The sequence below is a fragment of the Pseudomonas fluorescens genome (assembly GCF_018614775.1).
GTDB classification, from domain to species: domain Bacteria; phylum Pseudomonadota; class Gammaproteobacteria; order Pseudomonadales; family Pseudomonadaceae; genus Aquipseudomonas; species Aquipseudomonas fluorescens_BY.
Genome location: NZ_JAGGOF010000033.1, coordinates 1 through 19,175 on the forward strand (window position 1 = coordinate 1; position 19,175 = coordinate 19,175).

At 61.2% G+C, this 19,175-nt stretch carries 22 protein-coding genes and 1 tRNA gene; 20 read left to right on the plus strand and 3 right to left on the minus strand.

The genetic code is table 11. The features are described from left to right. Positions 1-224 precede the first annotated feature (224 nt). Both J7E36_RS09385 and J7E36_RS09390 read right to left on the minus strand, forming a co-directional pair. Positions 225-554 (minus strand): hypothetical protein, encoded by a 330-nt coding sequence (locus J7E36_RS09385; RefSeq protein ID WP_215002139.1) that lies wholly within the window; start codon positions 552-554, stop codon positions 225-227. Between the two features lie 284 nt (positions 555-838). Then, positions 839-923, minus strand: a tRNA-Leu gene (locus J7E36_RS09390). Between the two features lie 108 nt (positions 924-1,031). Here J7E36_RS09390 and queA point away from each other — a divergent pair. The 6 genes from queA (at position 1,032) to J7E36_RS09420 (ending at position 7,116) form a co-directional block, all read left to right on the plus strand. Further along, positions 1,032-2,081, plus strand: a complete 1,050-nt coding sequence (queA, locus tag J7E36_RS09395) for a tRNA preQ1(34) S-adenosylmethionine ribosyltransferase-isomerase QueA (protein ID WP_215002141.1) — start codon at positions 1,032-1,034, stop codon at positions 2,079-2,081. 14 nt (positions 2,082-2,095) lie between these two features. Further along, entirely contained in the window at positions 2,096-3,211 is a 1,116-nt protein-coding gene (gene tgt, locus J7E36_RS09400; RefSeq protein WP_215002223.1) for a tRNA guanosine(34) transglycosylase Tgt, read from the plus strand. Positions 3,212-3,254: 43 nt separating this feature from the next. Continuing rightward, entirely contained in the window at positions 3,255-3,590 is a 336-nt protein-coding gene (gene yajC / locus J7E36_RS09405) for a preprotein translocase subunit YajC (protein WP_053214538.1), read from the plus strand. Positions 3,591-3,655: 65 nt separating this feature from the next. Further along, positions 3,656-5,524: a protein translocase subunit SecD gene (gene secD / locus J7E36_RS09410; RefSeq protein WP_215002143.1), complete on the plus strand. Its 1,869-nt coding sequence runs from the start codon at positions 3,656-3,658 to the stop codon at positions 5,522-5,524. Positions 5,525-5,533: 9 nt separating this feature from the next. Continuing rightward, positions 5,534-6,448 carry a protein translocase subunit SecF gene (secF, locus tag J7E36_RS09415; protein WP_215002145.1) on the plus strand — a complete coding sequence of 305 codons (915 nt, stop codon included), beginning with the start codon at positions 5,534-5,536 and terminating at the stop codon, positions 6,446-6,448. Positions 6,449-6,567: 119 nt separating this feature from the next. After that, positions 6,568-7,116, plus strand: coding sequence for a glycine zipper 2TM domain-containing protein (locus J7E36_RS09420; protein WP_109753612.1), 549 nt, complete (start codon positions 6,568-6,570; stop codon positions 7,114-7,116). Positions 7,117-7,398: 282 nt separating this feature from the next. On the opposite strand, the gene suhB is transcribed toward J7E36_RS09420, so the two are convergent. Continuing rightward, entirely contained in the window at positions 7,399-8,217 is an 819-nt protein-coding gene (gene suhB / locus J7E36_RS09425; RefSeq protein ID WP_215002147.1) for a type III secretion system regulator SuhB, read from the minus strand. Positions 8,218-8,361: 144 nt separating this feature from the next. Between suhB and trmJ the strand changes: the two genes are divergently transcribed. The 14 genes from trmJ to J7E36_RS09495 all read left to right on the plus strand — a co-directional run bounded on the left by trmJ (position 8,362) and on the right by J7E36_RS09495 (position 19,175). Next, on the plus strand, positions 8,362-9,132 hold the full coding sequence (gene trmJ, locus J7E36_RS09430; RefSeq protein WP_215002149.1) for a tRNA (cytosine(32)/uridine(32)-2'-O)-methyltransferase TrmJ: 771 nt from the start codon (positions 8,362-8,364) through the stop codon (positions 9,130-9,132). Between the two features lies 1 nt (position 9,133). Next, the gene (cysE, locus tag J7E36_RS09435; protein WP_215002151.1) at positions 9,134-9,910 is read left to right on the plus strand and encodes a serine O-acetyltransferase; all 777 of its coding nucleotides are present in this window, start codon (positions 9,134-9,136) and stop codon (positions 9,908-9,910) included. 268 nt (positions 9,911-10,178) lie between these two features. Next, positions 10,179-10,670 (plus strand): Fe-S cluster assembly transcriptional regulator IscR, encoded by a 492-nt coding sequence (gene iscR, locus J7E36_RS09440; RefSeq protein WP_030139599.1) that lies wholly within the window; start codon positions 10,179-10,181, stop codon positions 10,668-10,670. Between the two features lie 50 nt (positions 10,671-10,720). Beyond that, on the plus strand, positions 10,721-11,935 hold the full coding sequence (locus J7E36_RS09445) for an IscS subfamily cysteine desulfurase (protein ID WP_215002153.1): 1,215 nt from the start codon (positions 10,721-10,723) through the stop codon (positions 11,933-11,935). A gap of 43 nt (positions 11,936-11,978) precedes the next feature. After that, positions 11,979-12,365, plus strand: coding sequence for a Fe-S cluster assembly scaffold IscU (gene iscU, locus J7E36_RS09450; RefSeq protein ID WP_003185157.1), 387 nt, complete (start codon positions 11,979-11,981; stop codon positions 12,363-12,365). Positions 12,366-12,389: 24 nt separating this feature from the next. After that, positions 12,390-12,713, plus strand: coding sequence for an iron-sulfur cluster assembly protein IscA (gene iscA / locus J7E36_RS09455; RefSeq protein WP_215002155.1), 324 nt, complete (start codon positions 12,390-12,392; stop codon positions 12,711-12,713). 8 nt (positions 12,714-12,721) lie between these two features. After that, the gene (hscB, locus tag J7E36_RS09460) at positions 12,722-13,243 is read left to right on the plus strand and encodes a co-chaperone HscB (protein ID WP_018611578.1); all 522 of its coding nucleotides are present in this window, start codon (positions 12,722-12,724) and stop codon (positions 13,241-13,243) included. A gap of 50 nt (positions 13,244-13,293) precedes the next feature. Further along, the gene (gene hscA, locus J7E36_RS09465) at positions 13,294-15,156 is read left to right on the plus strand and encodes a Fe-S protein assembly chaperone HscA (protein WP_215002157.1); all 1,863 of its coding nucleotides are present in this window, start codon (positions 13,294-13,296) and stop codon (positions 15,154-15,156) included. Positions 15,157-15,159: 3 nt separating this feature from the next. Beyond that, positions 15,160-15,501 carry an ISC system 2Fe-2S type ferredoxin gene (fdx, locus tag J7E36_RS09470; protein ID WP_215002159.1) on the plus strand — a complete coding sequence of 114 codons (342 nt, stop codon included), beginning with the start codon at positions 15,160-15,162 and terminating at the stop codon, positions 15,499-15,501. 13 nt (positions 15,502-15,514) lie between these two features. Beyond that, entirely contained in the window at positions 15,515-15,715 is a 201-nt protein-coding gene (gene iscX, locus J7E36_RS09475) for a Fe-S cluster assembly protein IscX (RefSeq protein ID WP_215002161.1), read from the plus strand. A gap of 88 nt (positions 15,716-15,803) precedes the next feature. Continuing rightward, positions 15,804-16,229 carry a nucleoside-diphosphate kinase gene (gene ndk, locus J7E36_RS09480; RefSeq protein WP_042727994.1) on the plus strand — a complete coding sequence of 142 codons (426 nt, stop codon included), beginning with the start codon at positions 15,804-15,806 and terminating at the stop codon, positions 16,227-16,229. Between the two features lie 28 nt (positions 16,230-16,257). Then, positions 16,258-17,406, plus strand: coding sequence for a 23S rRNA (adenine(2503)-C(2))-methyltransferase RlmN (gene rlmN, locus J7E36_RS09485; RefSeq protein WP_210642966.1), 1,149 nt, complete (start codon positions 16,258-16,260; stop codon positions 17,404-17,406). Between the two features lie 12 nt (positions 17,407-17,418). Beyond that, positions 17,419-18,177, plus strand: coding sequence for a type IV pilus biogenesis/stability protein PilW (pilW, locus tag J7E36_RS09490; protein WP_215002164.1), 759 nt, complete (start codon positions 17,419-17,421; stop codon positions 18,175-18,177). Beyond that, on the plus strand, positions 18,177-19,175 hold the full coding sequence (locus J7E36_RS09495; protein ID WP_215002166.1) for a RodZ domain-containing protein: 999 nt from the start codon (positions 18,177-18,179) through the stop codon (positions 19,173-19,175). Before pilW ends, J7E36_RS09495 begins: the two co-directional genes overlap by 1 nt.

The following is a 19,175-nucleotide window of genomic DNA, read 5'->3' on the forward strand; positions in this document are numbered from 1 at the left end:
ACCTATTTCAGGACTAGACACCGAGCTATCGGCCGGATGTTTTGACTTACCGTTGAAGCAGGATAGAAACACCCCGCCCCTTCGACGGAGTCAGCTTGCCCCACGACTCGGTACGTTATCGACCAATCTGCCTTGTTAAAGCTGCAACGCCGAGCGTCGCTGGATGCGTTACCACGCGGAGCGTGGGAACGATCGGTGTCGTTCAGGTACGTACAGAATCCAATTCACTGAATATCTTTCAGATAGCCCTTAAGCGCCATGAGCGGAGCATCAAACTGCTCCATCGTCCGTGTGGCGCTGAAATCCACCGCCAAACGATTCAGCTCGCGCCCCAGGACCGTATCGGCACCACCCAGCGCGTGCAGTGCCAACCCCAGGCAATGCTCCACTTTGCTGCGAATCCCCTCGACATCCCCCTTGCGCACCAGTAACCCAAAAACCTCTCGCTCATAATCTGCCATCAACGGATCATCCCGCAGAATCGGGCTGTGATCTTCCGCTTCGTAGACCAGCTTCAGGCAGTAAAGGGCGACGGTTTCCAGGAGTAATTCCATGGGGTGAAATCCTTAGTGACTGGGTTGTGGAGGGCGTGGTGAAGCGGGTTTAACGCTTCCCGCTGTGGGGCTGCAACGCGGAGCGTCGCGGGATGCATTACCACGCGGAGCGTGGGAACGATCGACCGCGTGGTACGCAGTGATCCCTTTTGAGCGCTTCGCGCTCACGCTGGGAGCAAGCGCCCTTGCCACGGGATGTGGTTGCTTCGGGTGGCGTCATCCCTGTTTACCACTTTCCTGCAGGCGAAAAAAAAGACCTTGAATTTCAAGGTCTTTCTTTAAGATGGTGCCCCGAGGGAGACTCGAACTCCCACTCCTTTCGAAAACGGATTTTGAATCCGCCGCGTCTACCAATTCCGCCATCAGGGCTCAATGGCGGCGAAGTATAGAGAGGTGCCTACCGTTGGTCAATCACGTTTCATGGTCAATTTTTGATATTTCCGCTAGACTTTCCGGCCCTGCTAGACGAACTCCATCATGCGTGTTGCTGACTTTACCTTCGAACTCCCTGATTCGCTGATCGCTCGCCACCCGCTGGCCGAGCGTCGCGCCAGTCGACTGTTGACCCTGGACGGGGTCAGCGGTGCCATGGCTCACCGTCAATTCACTGATTTGCTTGAGCATTTGCGCCCGGGCGATTTGATGGTGTTCAACAATACCCGGGTGATCCCGGCGCGTTTGTTTGGCCAGAAGGCCTCCGGCGGCAAGCTGGAGATTCTGGTGGAGCGGGTGCTGGACAGTCACCGTGTGCTGGCCCATGTGCGCTCCAGCAAGTCGCCCAAGCCGGGTTCGTCGATCGTGATCGACGGCGGCGGCGAGGCGCGGATGGTGGCGCGGCATGACGCGTTGTTCGAGCTGGAATTTGCCGAAGAGGTGTTGCCACTGCTCGACCGTGTCGGGCACATGCCGTTGCCTCCTTATATAGATCGCCCGGACGAAGGTTCGGACCGCGAGCGTTACCAGACCGTGTACGCCGAGCGCCTGGGGGCGGTGGCGGCGCCGACGGCAGGGTTGCATTTCGACGAGCCGTTGCTGGAGGCGATTGCCGCCAAGGGCGTGGAGACCACGTTCGTGACGCTGCACGTCGGCGCCGGTACGTTCCAGCCGGTGCGGGTGGAGCGCATCGAAGACCACCACATGCACAGCGAATGGCTGGAAGTGAGCCAGGCAGTCGTCGATGCGGTGGCGGCCTGTCGCGCCCGCGGCGGTCGAGTGGTGGCGGTGGGTACCACCAGCGTGCGGTCCCTGGAAAGCGCCGCCCGCGATGGCATGCTCAAGCCGTTCAGTGGTGACACCGACATCTTTATCTACCCGGGCCGGCCATTCCATGTGGTCGATGCCCTGGTCACCAATTTCCATTTGCCCGAATCCACGCTGTTGATGCTGGTTTCGGCGTTCGCCGGTTATCCCGAAGCCATGGCCGCCTACAAGGCCGCCGTCGAGCAGGGTTACCGCTTTTTCAGCTACGGTGATGCGATGTTCATCACCCGTAACCCCGCGCCACGCGGGCCCGAGGAAACAGTATGAGTCGCACCTGTCGCATGTCCTTCGAGTTGCTCGCCACCGATGGCAAGGCGCGTCGCGGTCGTCTGACCTTCCCCCGCGGTACGGTGGAAACCCCGGCGTTCATGCCGGTGGGCACCTACGGCACGGTCAAGGGCATGCTGCCACGGGACATCGAGGCCACGGGCGCGGAGATCATCCTGGGCAACACCTTCCACCTGTGGCTGCGCCCGGGCACCGAGGTGATCAAGGCCCACGGCGACCTGCACGATTTCATGCAGTGGAAAGGCCCGATTCTGACCGACTCCGGCGGCTTCCAGGTGTTCAGCCTGGGCGCCATGCGCAAGATCAAGGAGGAGGGCGTGACCTTCGCCTCGCCGGTGGATGGCGCCAAGGTGTTCATGGGCCCGGAAGAGTCGATGCAGGTCCAGCGCGACCTGGGCTCGGACATCGTGATGATCTTCGACGAATGCACCCCGTACCCGGCCGATGAAGACGTCGCGCGGGTGTCCATGGAGCTGTCGTTGCGCTGGGCCCAGCGCTCCAAGAATGCCCATGGCGACAACACGGCGGCGCTGTTCGGCATCGTCCAGGGCGGCATGCACCAGGACCTGCGCATGCGCTCGCTCGAAGGCCTGGACAAGATCGGCTTCGACGGCCTGGCGATTGGCGGCCTGTCGGTGGGCGAACCCAAGCACGAAATGATCAAGGTGCTCGATTACCTGCCGGGCCAGATGCCCGCTGACAAACCTCGTTACCTTATGGGCGTTGGCAAACCGGAAGATCTGGTTGAGGGTGTGCGCCGCGGGGTGGACATGTTCGATTGCGTGATGCCAACCCGTAATGCCCGCAATGGGCATCTGTTCATCGACACTGGCGTGCTGAAGATCCGTAACGCGTTCCATCGCCATGATGATTCGCCGCTCGATCCGACCTGCGACTGCTACACGTGCCAGAACTTCTCCCGCGCTTATCTGCATCATTTGGACAAGTGCGGCGAAATGCTCGGTAGCATGTTGAATACGATCCACAATTTGCGCCATTACCAGGTGCTTATGGCTGGTTTGCGCGAGGCTATTCAACAGGGTACATTGGCCGCCTTTGTCGAGGCCTTCTATGCCAAGCGCGGGTTGCCTGTTCCGCCCTTGGACTGAGTTTTCCGATCCTAAGATTCAATACTTGCAACTGGAGTGCTAAATGAGCTTTTTTATCTCTAACGCCATGGCTGATGCGGCTGCCCCTGCGGCGGGCCCGATGGGTGGCGGTTTCGAGTGGATTTTCCTGGTCGGCTTCCTGGTTATTTTCTACCTGATGATCTGGCGTCCACAGGCCAAGCGCGCCAAGGAGCAGAAGAACCTGCTCGGCAGCCTGCAGAAGGGCGATGAAGTGGTCACCACCGGCGGCATCGCTGGCAAGATCACCAAAGTGGCCGATGACTTCGTGGTACTGGAAGTGTCCGACACTGTTGAAATGAAGTTCCAGAAGGGCGCTATCGCGGCCACGCTGCCAAAAGGCACGCTGAAAGCGATCTAAGGTTTCAAACTTCTCTTCAATCGACGGGGCGCGCAAGGCGCCCCGCGTCATAAGCGGGCGGCGTGATGCTGAACAAATACCCTCTGTGGAAATATGTACTGATCCTGGCGGTGCTGGCGATCGGTCTGATTTATTCCGCTCCCAATCTCTACCCGGATGACCCGGCCATTCAGGTCAGTGGCGCAAGCACGGCCTTGCAGGTCACCCAGGCGGATCTGGACCGTGCGAGCGCGGCGCTCAAGACCTCCGGCATTGAGGTCAAGGCAGCCACCCTCGCGGCAAACGGCAAGGGCGGCCTGTTGCGCCTGGTCAAGGCTGAAGACCAGTTGCCAGCCAAGGACGTGGTGCGCAAGGCGCTGGGCGACGATTACGTTGTGGCGCTGAACCTGGCCCAGACCACCCCGCAATGGTTGCGCAAACTCGGCGCGCATCCGATGAAGCTGGGCCTGGACTTGTCCGGCGGTGTGCACTTCCTGTTGGAAGTGGACATGGACAAAGCCCTCGACGCGCGGATGAAAGTCTATGAAGGCGACGTCAAGAGCCTGCTGCGCAAAGAGCGCGTGCGTTATCGCAGCCTCCCGGCCTTCAACGGTGCCATTCAGCTGGGCTTCAGCGATGAAGATACCCGCGAGCAGGCCCGTGCGCTGATCCGCAAGACCTTCAACGATTTCGACATCGTGCCGGCCGACCTTAATGGTCAGGCGGTGCTGCGTCTGGCGATGACCCCGGCCAAGCTGGCGGAAATCCGCGAGTACTCCATCAAGCAGAACTTGACCACCGTGCGTAACCGGGTCAACGAGCTGGGTGTGGCCGAACCGATCGTGCAGCGCCAGGGCGCCAACCGCATCGTGGTCGAGCTGCCAGGTGTGCAGGACACCGCCGAAGCCAAGCGTATCCTCGGCAAGACCGCCAACCTGGAATTCCGCCTCGGTGCCGAGCCTGGTGCGTCCAAGGCCACTTCCGAGAGCTTCGAGTTCCGTGAAGGCGGTCGTCCGGCGGCGCAGATCGAGCGTGGCCTGATCATCACCGGTGACCAGGTGACCGACGCCAAGGCGAGCTTCGACGAGCACGGTCGCCCACAGGTGAATATCCACCTCGACGGCCACGGTGGCGAGCTGATGAGCCGCGCCACGCGCAGCAACGTCGGCCGCAGCATGGCGGTGATCTTCATCGAGCAGAAGCCAACCACCACCTACACCAGGCAAGTGGTCAACGGCGTCGAGAAGGACGTGCCGGTCCAGACCTTCAAGGAAGAGAAGAAGATCATCAGCCTGGCGACCATCCAGTCGCCGCTGGGCAGCCAATTCCGCATCACCGGCCTGAACGGCCAGGGCGAGGCATCGGAACTGGCCCTGCTGCTGCGTGCCGGTGGTCTGGCCGCGCCGATGTACTTCGCTGAAGAGCGCACCATTGGCCCGAGCCTGGGTGCCGACAACATCACCAAGGGTATCAATGCGTCGCTGTGGGGCATGCTGTTCGTGTCGCTGTTCATCATCGCCATCTACCGCTTCTTCGGCATCATTGCCACCGTCGCGCTGGCGGTGAACATGGTTATGCTGCTGGCGCTGATGTCGCTGCTGGGCGCCACGCTGACCCTGCCGGGTATCGCCGGTATCGTCTTGACCATGGGCATGGCGGTGGACGCCAACGTGCTGATCTTCTCGCGGATACGTGAAGAGATCGCCGCAGGCATGACTGTCCAGCGGGCAATCAACGAAGGCTTCGGCCGGGCATTCACCGCGATTCTCGACGCCAACCTGACCACGTTGCTGGTCGGCGGGATTCTCTTCGCCATGGGTACCGGCCCGGTCAAGGGCTTCGCAGTGACCATGTCCCTCGGGATCTTTACCTCGATGTTCACAGCCATCATGGTGACCCGCGCTATGGTCAACCTGATCTTTGGCGGTCGTGACTTCAAGAAGTTGTGGATTTAAGGGGCTGCCATGTTACGTACAATCAACTTCATGGGCGTTCGCAACATTGCGTTCGGCGTCACATTGTTCCTTACCGTACTGGCGTTGTTCAGCTGGGCGACCAAGGGCCTGAACTATGGCCTGGACTTCACCGGCGGTACGCTCATCGAGCTGACCTACGAGCGTCCGGCCGACGTCACCAAGGTGCGTGAGCAACTCGCGAGCTCGGGCTACAGCGACGCCATCGTGCAGAGCTTCGGTGCAACCACCGACCTGCTGGTGCGCATGCCGGGTGAAGACCCGCAGCTGGGTCACCAGGTCGCCGAAGCCTTGCAGAAGGCCGGTGGCGACAACCCGGCGCAGGTCAAGCGCGTCGAGTTCGTCGGCCCGCAGGTGGGTGAAGAGCTGCGCGACCAGGGTGGCCTCGGCATGCTCATGGCGCTGGGCGGCATCCTGATCTACCTGGCCTTCCGCTTTCAGTGGAAGTTCGCGGTGGGCGCAATCGTCTCGCTGATCCACGACGTGATCGTGACCGTGGGCATCCTGTCGTTCTTCCAGATCACCTTCGACCTGACGGTGCTGGCCGCGGTGCTGGCGATCATCGGTTACTCGCTCAACGACACGATCGTGGTGTTCGACCGGGTGCGTGAGAACTTCCGTGTGCTGCGCAAGGCGTCGTTGATCGAGAACATCAACATCTCGACCACCCAGACCCTGCTGCGGACCATGGCGACGTCGATCTCCACGCTGCTGGCGATTGCCGCGTTGCTGTTCTTTGGTGGCGATAACCTGTTCGGTTTCTCCATTGCGCTGTTTGTCGGTGTGCTGGCGGGTACTTACTCGTCGATCTACATCGCCAACGTGGTGCTGATCTGGCTGAACCTGAGCACCGAGGATCTGATTCCTCCAGCGGCCACCGAAACGGAGGTGGACGACCGCCCATAAGGCTTGTCGCCCCGTCCGTCACCGCTAAAAAGGGCGCGAGTTGAACTCGCGCCTTTTTTTATGCTCCAAGGCTGGGAGAAGCGCGGATTATTCCGCTCGTGATGGCCCTGGAGGTTCTAGTGAACAAATCGATGCTGGTTGGTGCGGTATTGGGTGCTGTCGGTGTGACTGCCGGTGGTGCGGTCGCAACCTACAGCTTGGTAAAAAGTGGCCCTGAATATGCGCAAGTATTGGCCGTGGAACCGGTCAAGACCCAGATCAAAACCCCGCGTGAAGTGTGCAAGGACGTCACCGTGACCCGGCAGAAGCCGGTCCAGGACCAGCATCAGATCGCCGGCACCGTGATCGGCGCTTTGGCCGGTGGCCTGCTGGGCAACCAGGTCGGCGGCGGCACCGGCAAGAAAATCGCCACGGTGGCGGGCGCAGCCGGCGGCGGTTATGCCGGTAACAAGATCCAGGAAGGCATGCAGGAACGCGACACGTACACCACCACCCAGACGCGCTGCAACACCGTCAATGACATCAGCGACAAGGTGGTAGGCTACGACGTACGCTACATGCTCGACGGCAAGGAAGGCAAAGTCCGCATGGACCGCGACCCGGGCAACCAGATTCCGGTGAACAAGGAAGGCCAACTGATCCTGGGCCAGAACGAACCGGCTCAGTAATTTAAGTGATGTGAAGAAGCACCCTTCGGGGTGCTTTTTTTATCCTGGATCCCAGGACTCACCACTAACCCTGTGGGAGCGGGCTTGCTCGCGAATGCGGGCTGACATTCAAAACAGATATCGACTGACCCACCGCTTTCGCGAGCAAGCCCGCTCCCACATTGGATCTTCAACACCCACAAATGTCAGGCCCAGTCCCAAACCCCTGTGGGATCGGGTTCATACATAAAACCCGGGCATAAAAAAAGCACCCCGAAAGGTGCTTTTTCCATAACCGGTCGCTTAGCGTTTCAGCGAAGCCGGCAGGTGTGGCTGGATGGCGGTGAGCACGGCCTTGAAGCATTTGGTGTTGCCAGCGACGATGTGGCCTTTTTCGAGGAAGTCGTGGCCACCGGTGAAGTCGCTGACCAGGCCGCCTGCTTCCTGAATCAGCAGGGCGCCTGCGGCCATGTCCCATTCGGACAGGCCCGATTCCCAGAAGGCATCGAAACGGCCAGCGGCCACATAGGCCAGGTCCAGGCTGGCGGCGCCGGCGCGGCGGATGCCGGCGGTCTGGCCGACCAGGGCGCGGAACATGCCCAGGTAGTTGTCCAGGTTGTCCATCTGCTCATCGCGGAACGGGAAGCCGGTACCCAGCAGGGCGCCGTCCAGGCTGGTGCGGCCGCTGACGCGAAGGCGGCGACCGTTCAGTTGGGCGCCACGGCCACGGCTGGCGGTGAATTCTTCCTGGCGAACCGGGTCCAGCACGACGGCGTGTTCGAGGCGGCCACGGTATTTGCAGGCGATGCTGACAGCGAAATGAGGGACGCCGCGCAGGAAGTTGGTGGTGCCGTCCAGTGGATCGATGATCCACAGGTACTCTTCGCCTTCGATGCCGGTGCCGGCGTGCATGCCGGTCTCTTCACCCAGGATCGAGTGGTTCGGGTAAGCCTTGCGCAATGCGTCGACGATCTTCTGTTCGGCGGCGCGGTCAACCTCGGACACGTAGTCCTTGGCGTCTTTTTCATCGACCTTGATGGTATCCAGGCGCTCGATGGAGCGGAAGATCAGTTCACTGGCGCTGCGGGCGGCGCGCAGCGCGATATTCAGCATGGGCTGCATGGATGTGTCACCTAAGGTTGTTAAAGAAAGCCGGGCATTCTATCAGAAAGTTTTCCGAGGAGAAGGTTGGCGTTCGCTTTCATAGCTTAACGGTAGGTGCTTAGGTAAGATTTGCTCCCTTTATCGTGTTCGAGAGCGCTTCCCTTGTTGCAGAACATTCGTGTCGTCCTGGTCAATACCAGCCATCCGGGTAACATCGGCGGAGCTGCGCGGGCCATGAAGAACATGGGCCTGTCGCGGCTGGTGCTGGTCGAGCCGCGCTTGTTTCCCCATCACGAAGCCGACGCCCGGGCGTCCGGTGCTGGCGATATCCTGGCCGGCGCCCAAGTGGTCGCCACCCTGGAAGAGGCCTTGGTGGGGTGCAACCTGGTGCTCGGCACCAGCGCTCGTGACCGGCGCATTCCATGGCCGCTGCTGGACCCGCGCGAGTGCGGGACCAAGGTGGTCGAGGAAGCCGGGCAGGGCGCAGAGATCGCCCTGGTGTTTGGTCGTGAAGATTCCGGCCTGACCAACGAAGAGCTCCAGCGATGTCACTTTCACGTGCATATCCCTTCCGATCCGACGTTCAGTTCGCTGAACCTCGGGGCGGCGGTGCAGGTGTTGAGTTATGAAGTGCGCATGGCCTGGCTGGCCGCCGAAGGCAAGCCCAGCAAGGTCGAAAAAACCGAGGTCACGTCGCCGCGCAGTGAGACACTGGCGACCATGGACGAGCTGGAACGATACTTTGAGCACCTGGAGCAGACCCTGGTGGACATCGAGTTCCTCGACCCGGACAAGCCAAGGCACTTGATGGCGCGCCTGCGTCGGTTGTACGGACGAAGCTCGGTCAGCCGAGCGGAGATGAATATATTGCGCGGCATTCTCACGGAAACCCAGAAAGCGGCCCGTGGCGAGCTGATTAAGCGGAAGAAATAAAATGTTCGAACGTTTGCGTGAAGATATCCAAAGCGTTTTTCATCGTGACCCGGCGGCGCGCAATGCCTTTGAAGTGCTCACCTGCTACCCGGGCATGCACGCCATCTGGATCCATCGGTTGTCCGGTGCCTTGTGGGGCATGGGCTGGAAGTGGCTGGCGCGACTGGTGTCGAACTTCGGGCGTTGGCTGACCGGGATCGAGATCCATCCGGGGGCCAAGGTCGGTCGTCGGTTCTTCATTGACCATGGCATGGGCATCGTCATCGGGGAAACCGCCGAGATCGGCGATGACGTAACCCTGTACCAGGGCGTGACCCTCGGCGGCACCAGTTGGAACAAGGGCAAGCGCCACCCGACGCTGGAAGACGGCGTGGTGGTGGGGGCGGGCGCCAAGGTGCTCGGCCCGTTCACGGTCGGGGCTGGGGCGAAAGTCGGCTCCAACGCCGTGGTCACCAAGGCCGTGCCGCCCGGCGCGACGGTGGTCGGTATCCCGGGGCGAATCATCGTCAAGTCCGACGACGAGCAGGACGCTCGTCGCAAGGCCATGGCCGAGAAGATCGGCTTCGATGCCTACGGTGTCGGCGAAGACATGCCCGACCCGGTTGCCCGCGCCATCAACCAATTGCTCGATCACCTGCAGGCCGTCGACGGGCGCCTGGAGGGAATGTGCGGCGCCCTCAAGGACCTGGGCAGTAACTACTGCGCCAAGGACCTGCCTGAGCTGCGCGAAGAGGATTTTGCGTGCGTGAAGGATAAGGACCAGAGCCAGGTCGGCTGAAACCCTGCTGGCCTCTTCGCGAGCAAGCCCGCTCCCACATTGGACCTGCGTTGTACATGAATCAGGTGTGCAATAAAGATCCCCTGTGGGAGCGGGCTTGCTCGCGAAGAACGATGACGCGGTATGGCTGGTCGCCGGCAACCACCCTTTGCTATCATGCGCGCGCTCTTTCGCGGGTAAATCCGAGTAACCCACTAGGTCTTATACTTGACTTAAATGCTCGGGAATTGCATACTCGCCCCCATTCCGAACTCCGTGGTAACTGTCCATGCGACTGACTACAAAAGGCCGATACGCCGTGACCGCGATGCTGGACCTGGCATTGCACGCGCAGCACGGGCCGGTGTCCCTGGCCGATATCTCCGAGCGCCAAGGCATTTCCCTGTCCTACCTTGAACAACTGTTCGCCAAGCTGCGCCGCAGCAACCTGGTGTCCAGCGTTCGCGGCCCCGGTGGCGGCTACCAGCTGTCCCGTGAGATGCAAGGCATCCAGGTCGCCCAGGTGATCGATGCCGTGAACGAATCGGTCGATGCGACCAAATGCCAGGGGCTGGGCGACTGCCATGGCGGCGATACGTGCCTGACCCATCATCTGTGGTGCGACTTGAGCCTGCAGATCCACGAATTTCTGAGCGGTATCAGCTTGGCTGACCTTGTGACTCGCCGTGAGGTGCAAGAAGTAGCCCAGCGTCAGGACCAGCGCCGTTGCAATGGCAAGGCGCCGCACCTGGACAAGATTGAAGCGTCCGCCGTCGAATGACTGCCGCAGAGCACGCGGAACGCCAGCCAGCCTGATTTAGGAGAGAGTCCATGAAATTGCCGATTTACCTTGATTACTCTGCGACCACCCCGGTTGATCCGCGTGTCGCGCAAAAGATGAGTGAATGCCTGCTGGTCGACGGAAACTTCGGTAACCCGGCGTCCCGCTCCCACGTGTTTGGCTGGAAGGCCGAAGAGTCGGTTGAAAACGCCCGTCGCCAGGTCGCCGACCTGGTTAACGCCGACCCGCGGGAAATCGTCTGGACCTCCGGTGCCACCGAGTCCGACAACCTGGCAATCAAGGGCGCCGCGCATTTCTACCACACCAAGGGCAAGCACCTGATCAGCTCCAAGGTCGAGCACAAGGCTGTCCTGGACACCATGCGCCAACTGGAGCGTGAAGGCTTCGAGGTGACCTACATCGAGCCCGGTGAAGACGGCCTGATCACCCCGGCCATGATCGAAGCCGCGCTGCGCGACGACACCATCCTGGTGTCGATCATGCACGTGAACAACGAAATCGGCACCATCAACGACATCGAAGCCATTGGCGAGTTGACTCGCTCCAAGGGCGTTCTGTTCCACGTTGACGCAGCCCAGTCCACCGGCAAGGTCGACATCGATCTGTCCAAGCTCAAAGTCGACCTGATGTCGTTCTCGGCCCACAAGACCTACGGCCCTAAAGGCATCGGCGCGCTGTACGTGAGCCGCAAGCCGCGTGTGCGCATCGAAGCGACCATGCACGGCGGCGGACACGAACGTGGCATGCGTTCCGGCACCCTGGCGACCCACCAGATCGTCGGCATGGGCGAAGCCTTCCGCGTCGCCAAGGAAGACATGGCCGCCGAGAATGTGCGCATCAAGGCCCTGAGCGACCGTTTCTTCAAGCAGGTCGAGCACCTCGAAGAGCTCTACGTCAACGGCAGCATGACCGCCCGCGTCCCGCACAACCTGAACCTGAGCTTCAACTATGTTGAAGGCGAGTCGCTGATCATGGCGCTCAAGGACCTGGCCGTGTCGTCCGGTTCGGCGTGCACCTCGGCATCGCTGGAGCCTTCGTACGTATTGCGCGCCCTGGGCCGCAACGACGAACTGGCCCACAGCTCGATCCGCTTCACCTTCGGCCGCTTCACCACCGAAGAAGAAATCGATTACGCCGCGCAGAAAGTCTGCGAGGCCGTCACCAAGCTGCGCGCTCTGTCGCCGCTGTGGGACATGTACAAAGACGGCGTCGACATCTCGAAAATCGAGTGGGCTGCGCACTGAAGAAGTCGCCACCAGAGCGGCTCACTGATGAGGATTGAAGCAAATGGCATATAGCGAAAAGGTCATCGACCACTACGAGAACCCGCGCAACGTCGGCAAGATGGACGCGCAGGATCCTGATGTCGGCACCGGCATGGTCGGCGCCCCGGCGTGCGGCGACGTGATGCGCCTGCAGATCAAGGTCAACGAGCAAGGCATCATCGAAGACGCCAAGTTCAAGACCTACGGCTGCGGCTCGGCCATCGCCTCCAGCTCCCTCGCCACCGAGTGGATGAAGGGCAAGACCCTGGATGAAGCCGAAACCATCAAGAACACCCAGCTGGCCGAAGAACTGGCCCTGCCGCCAGTGAAGATCCACTGCTCGGTACTCGCCGAAGACGCCATCAAGGCCGCCGTTCGCGATTACAAGCAGAAGAAAGGCTTGATCTGATCCGCGTACCGGTAAGGAGTTTCCATGGCTATCCAGATGACAGAAGCGGCAGCTAGACATGTGCAGCGGTCCCTCGCGGGTCGCGGCAAGGGCGAGGGTATCCGCCTGGGTGTTCGCACCACGGGTTGCTCTGGCCTTGCCTACGTGCTGGAGTTCGTCGACGAAGTCGGCGACGACGATCAGGTGTTCGAGAGTCATGGTCAGAAAGTGATCATCGACCCGAAGAGCCTGACGTACCTGGACGGCACCGAGCTGGATTTCGTCAAGGAAGGGTTGAACGAAGGCTTCAAGTTCAACAACCCCAACGTGCGCGGTGAATGTGGCTGCGGCGAAAGCTTCAACATCTGAGGCGGCTTGTGGGAACTCCTTGTCATTTTGCCTTGTTCCAGATGCAGCCTGCTTTCCAGCTGGATCTCGACCAGTTGTCCGCGCGTTACCTGGAATTGGCCCGTGGTGTCCACCCGGACCGGTTTGCCGACGCTTCCGAGGCTGAGCAGCGCCGGGCGCTCGAGCAGTCTGCAAACCTCAACGAGGCCTACCAGACGCTCAAGCTTCCAGCCAAGCGCGCGCGCTACCTGCTTGCCATCAGCGGTCATGAGTTGCCGCTGGAAGTCACGGTCCACGATCCCGAGTTCCTGTTGCAGCAGATGCAGTGGCGCGAAGAACTCGAGGACCTGCAGGACAGTGCCGACCTGGCCGGTGTCGCGGTGTTCAAGCGCCGCCTGAAAGACGCCCAGCAAACCCTGAACGAAAGCTTCGCAGCCTGCTGGAACGATGCCGCGCAACGCGAACAGGCCGAACGCCTGATGCGGCGCATGCAGTTCCTCGACAAGCTCACCTACGAAGTGCGCCAGCTCGAAGAGCGCCTCGACGATTAACCCAGTGCCGCTCCGGTCGCACGCCTGATTACAGATAAGTCCTGATTACGATGGCCCTACTGCAGATCGCCGAACCCGGCCAAAGTCCACAACCGCACCAGCGTCGCCTGGCTGTGGGAATCGACTTGGGTACTACCAATTCCCTGGTCGCTGCCTTGCGCAGCGGCCTTTCCGAACCGCTGGCCGACGCGCAGGGGCAAGTGATCCTGCCGTCCGCCGTGCGCTATCACGCCGATCACGTTGAAGTGGGCGAGTCGGCCAAGCGGGCCGCCGCCACCGACCCGCTGAACACCATTGTCTCGGTCAAGCGCTTGATGGGGCGTGGTCTGTCCGACGTCAAGCAATTGGGCGATCAACTGCCGTACCGTTTCGTCGGTGGCGAATCCCATATGCCGTTCATCGACACCGTACAAGGCCCGAAAAGCCCGGTAGAGGTGTCGGCTGACATTCTCAAGGTGCTGCGTGAGCGCGCCGAGGCGGCATTGGGCGGTGAGCTGGTGGGCGCGGTCATCACCGTCCCGGCCTATTTCGACGACGCCCAGCGCCAGGCCACCAAGGACGCGGCCAAGCTGGCCGGTCTCAATGTGCTGCGCTTGCTCAATGAGCCGACTGCCGCTGCGGTGGCATACGGTCTGGACCAGCACGCCGAGGGCCTCGTCGCCATCTATGACCTGGGCGGCGGCACCTTCGATATCTCGATCCTGCGCCTGACCGGTGGGGTCTTCGAAGTCCTGGCCACCGGTGGCGACAGTGCCCTGGGCGGCGATGACTTCGACCACGCCATTGCCGGTTGGATCATCGAGCAAGCGGGCCTGTCCGCCGACCTCGATCCGGGCGCACAACGTCAATTGTTGCAAACGGCCTGCGCCGCCAAGGAAGCCCTGACCAAGGCCGCGAGCGTCGACGTCGCTCACGGCGAGTGGAAAGCTTCGCTGAGCCGCGAAGCTTTCGACGCGCTGATCGAACCCATGGTTGCCCGTAGCCTCAAGGCCTGCCGCCGCGCCGTGCGTGATTCGGGTATTGAACTCGAAGAGGTCAAGGCGGTGGTCATGGTCGGCGGTTCGACCCGGGTGCCGCGGGTTCGTGAAGCCGTTGCCGAAGCTTTTGGCCGTCAGCCGCTGACCGAAATCGACCCGGACCAGGTGGTGGCCATCGGCGCCGCGATCCAGGCCGATACCCTGGCCGGCAACAAGCGTGACGGTGGCGAACTGTTGTTGCTCGATGTGATCCCGCTGTCCCTGGGGCTGGAAACCATGGGTGGACTGATGGAAAAGGTGATTCCGCGCAACACCACCATCCCCGTCGCCCGCGCCCAGGACTTTACCACCTATAAAGACGGCCAGTCGGCCATGATGGTCCACGTGCTGCAAGGCGAGCGTGAGCTGATCAGCGATTGCCGCTCCCTGGCGCGCTTCGAATTGCGCGGCATCCCGCCGATGGTGGCCGGTGCGGCGAAGATCCGCGTGACCTTCCAGGTCGATGCCGATGGCTTGCTCAATGTCAGCGCCCGCGAGTTGGGTTCGGGCGTCGAGGCGAGCATCCAGGTCAAGCCGTCCTATGGCCTGACCGACGGCGAGATCGCCCGGATGCTCAAGGACTCGTTCCAGTACGCCGGCGACGACAAGGTGGCCCGCGTGCTGCGTGAGCAGCAGGTCGATGCCCAGCGCCTGATCGAAGCGGTGCAAGGCGCCCTTGAAGCCGATGGCGACCGTCTGCTGGACGCCGAGGAGCGCATGGTCATCGAGTTGCAAATGCAGGAACTGTCCGAATTGATCAAGGGCACCGACGGCTATGCCATCGAGCAACAGACCAAGCGTCTGTCGAGCGTCACCGATGCCTTTGCTGCCCGCCGCCTGGACTCGACGGTGAAAGCCGCCCTGGCGGGGCGCAACCTGAATGAAATCGAGGAATAACTGATGCCGCAGATCATTTTTCTGCCACACGCCGAGCATTGCCCGGACGGTATGGTGGTCGAGGCCGAAACCGGCAAGTCCCTGCTGGAAGTGGCCCACGACAACGATATCGAGATCGAAAGCGCCTGCGGCGGCGTCTGTGCCTGCACCACGTGCCATTGCATCATTCGCGAAGGTTTCGACTCGCTGAACGAAGCCGATGAGCTGGAAGAAGATTACCTGGACCGCGCCTGGGGCCTGGAGCCGACGTCGCGGCTGACCTGCCAGGCCAAGGTCGGCACCGAGGACCTGGTGGTCGAGATCCCGAAATATTCGCTTAACCATGCGGCCGAAGCGCCGCACTGATGGTGACACTGTCATGAACTATGGTTGGAATGATGTACAGCGCATCGCAGAAGAGTTGGCTGAAGCCAAGCCGGACGTGAACCCGCTGACGGTCAACTTTGTCGATTTGCAGCGATGGATCATGGAGCTGCCCGACTTCGATAATACTTCCGGGCGCTGTGGCGAGAAGGTCCTGGAGGCGGTTCAGACGCTCTGGATCGAAGAAATCGACTGATCGAGCTGGCAGGTTAGGCAATACCCCTGAACCCGCGTATAATTCGCGGGTTTAATTTTTCACAAATTACCGTTTCTGGAGTTACACCATGGCTGTTCAACGTACTTTCTCCATCATCAAGCCTGACGCCGTTGCTAAAAACGTGATCGGCAAGATCGTTACCCGCTTCGAAGACGCTGGCCTGCGCGTTGTAGCTTCGAAAATGAAGCAGCTGTCCAAGGCCGAGGCCGAAGGCTTCTACGCTGAGCACAGCGAGCGCGGTTTCTTCGGCGAGCTGGTTGCCTTCATGACGTCCGGTCCGGTTGTCGTTCAGGTACTGGAAGGCGAAAACGCTATCGCTCGCAACCGTGAGCTGATGGGCGCTACCAACCCTAAAGAAGCCGCTGCCGGCACCATCCGTGCCGACTTCGCCGAGTCCATCGACGCCAACGCCGTCCACGGTTCGGACTCCGAAGCCGCCGCTGCTCGCGAAATCGCTTACTTTTTCTCCGCTACTGAAGTAACCACTCGCTAAGCCCAGGCTTTTGAGTGAAGGTGAATCCATGACTACATCGAACGGCAAAACCAACCTGTTGGGTCTGACCCAGCCGGAAATGGAGAAATTTTTCGACTCGATCGGGGAGAAGCGTTTCCGTGCCGGCCAGGTGATGAAGTGGATTCACCACTTTGGTGTCGACGACTTCGACGCCATGACGAATGTCAGCAAGGCCCTGCGCGAAAAGCTCAAGGCGGTTGCCGAGATTCGCGGTCCGGAAGTGGTCAGCGAGGACATCTCCAGCGACGGCACCCGTAAGTGGGTGGTGCGCGTGGCGTCCGGCAGCTGCGTCGAGACCGTGTACATTCCCCAGGGCAAACGCGGCACCTTGTGCGTTTCGTCCCAGGCAGGCTGTGCCCTGGATTGCAGTTTCTGCTCCACCGGCAAGCAAGGCTTCAACAGCAACCTCACCGCCGCCGAAGTGATCGGCCAGGTGTGGATTGCCAACAAATCCTTTGGCAGCGTCCCGGCGACCGTCGACCGTGCCATCACCAACGTGGTGATGATGGGCATGGGTGAGCCGCTGCTGAACTTCGACAACGTCATCGCGGCCATGCACCTGATGATGGATGACCTGGGCTACGGCATTTCCAAGCGCCGGGTGACCCTGTCCACCTCCGGCGTGGTGCCGATGATCGATGAGCTGGCCAAGCACATCGACGTCTCCCTGGCGTTGTCGCTGCACGCCCCCAATGACGCATTGCGTAACCAATTGGTGCCGATCAACAAGAAGTATCCGCTTAAGATGCTGCTCGAGTCGTGCCAGCGCTACATGTCGTCCCTGGGCGAGAAGCGCGTGCTGACCATCGAGTACACCCTGCTCAAGGATGTGAACGATAAAGTCGAGCACGCGGTCGAGATGATCGAATTGCTCAAGAACATCCCGTGCAAGATCAACCTGATCCCGTTCAACCCGTTCCCGCATTCCGGTTACGAGCGTCCGAGCAACAATGCGATCCGTCGCTTCCAGGATCAGCTTCACCACGCTGGCTTCAACGTTACCGTGCGCACCACCCGCGGCGAAGACATCGATGCCGCGTGTGGCCAATTGGTAGGGCAGGTGCTGGATCGCACCCGTCGCAGCGAACGCTACATTGCCGTGCGTGAATTGAACGCCTCCGACGATGTTGCGCAGAACGCTGCGAACAGTCACTAAGAGAGGAACTCCATGTCCCTGCGCTTCGCGCTCATCTTGCTGTTGGCCGGGCTGTGCTCCGGTTGCGTTCTGTCGGGTGACTACAATCCGATGAAAACCAGCAAGGGGCGCGACGAGGCGCGTGTGGCCTATGTGCAGTTGGGCATCGGCTACCTGCAGCAGGGCATGACCGAACGGGCCAAGGTCCCGCTCAAGAAAGCCTTGGAGCTGGACGACAGCGATGCGGATGCCAACGCGGCCCTGGCCCTGGTGTTCCAGGCCGAAATGGAGCAGGAGCTGGCCGACAAGCATTTTCGCAAGGCGCTGTCGGCCCGGCCGCAGGATGCCCGGATCCTCAACAACTACGGCAGCTTTCTTTTCGAGCAGAAACGCTTCAAGGAAGCCTACGAGCGCTTCGAGCAGGCCGCCGCCGACACGCTTTACCCCGAGCGTTCACGGGTTTTCGAAAACCTGGGCATGACCGCCGTGCAACTGGGCCAGCGTGACCTGGCCCGCCAGCAGTTGGAAAAAGCCCTGCGGCTCAACCGCCAGCAACCGCGAGCATTGCTGGAAATGGCTGAGTTGTCTTACGAAGACAGGCATTATGTGCCCGCGCGCGACTACTACGAGCGTTTTAGCCTGCTGAGCGAGCAAAATGCACGTAGTCTATTGCTCGGCGTTCGGCTGGCACATGTGTTTGAAGATCGCGACAAGGCTGCAAGTTACGGCCTGCAACTCAAAAGACTCTATCCCGGTACGCCGGAATATCAGCAATACCTGTCGGAGCAATGATGAAAGCGGCGCATCCCGAAGTTGTAGCAGCGACTCGCGTAAATCCCGGAGAGACCCTGCGTCAAGCCCGCGAAAGCAATGGTTGGTCGCTGGCCGAAGTGGCCCTCAAGCTCAATCTCACCGTGACTTCCCTGAGCAACCTGGAAGCGGGCGCGTTCGACAAGCTGCCCGGGCATACCTTCGCCCGTGGCTATATCCGCGCCTATGCCAAGTTGCTCGGCATGGACCAGACCGTCCTGGTCCAGCAGTTCGATCAATACACCGGTTCCGATGCCCAGGGCAGCAGCGTGCACAGCCTGGGTCGCATCGAGGAGCCGGTTCGCGTTTCCCACACCATTTTGCGCATCGTCAGCCTGTTGCTGCTGATCGCGGTGATTGGTGGCGGTTTCGTCTGGTGGCAGGACCAGACGTCTTTGCGCAACAAAGAGCCGGTCGCCATGAACCCTGAGCACGTTGAAGTCGAAGGTGCCGACGGCACGACCCAGATCCATCCGCTGGACGAGCCGGAAGACCAGGCCGTCCTGGAGGGGCAGAGCGAAGGCGAAACCGCCCTGGCCCTGCCTCAAGGCCAGGACGACGCCGACACCCAGGCTGGCGCCGAGCCAACTGCTCCAGCGCCGACAACGCCGACTGCCCCAAGCACGGGCGGCGCGCCGATTGCCACGGCGCCTGTCGCGCCGAGCACCCCGGCGCCGACCGTGGCTGCGCCGGCGCCCCACGTCGCCCCGGCAACTCCGGCTCCGGCGCCGGCTGCGGGTGAAGGTCAGGTGCAGATCCAGTTCGTCGCCGATTGCTGGACCCAGGTCACCGATGGCAATGGCAAGGTGTTGTTCAGTGGCCTCAAGCGCAAGGGCGACAGCACGTCCATCAACGGCAAGCCACCATTTGCCGTCCGCCTGGGTTATGCCCGTGGCGCGCAGGTCAGCTACAACGGCCAGCCGGTCGATGTGGCTCCGTTCACCAGTGGCGAGACCGCTCGCCTGAAGTTGGGTCAATAA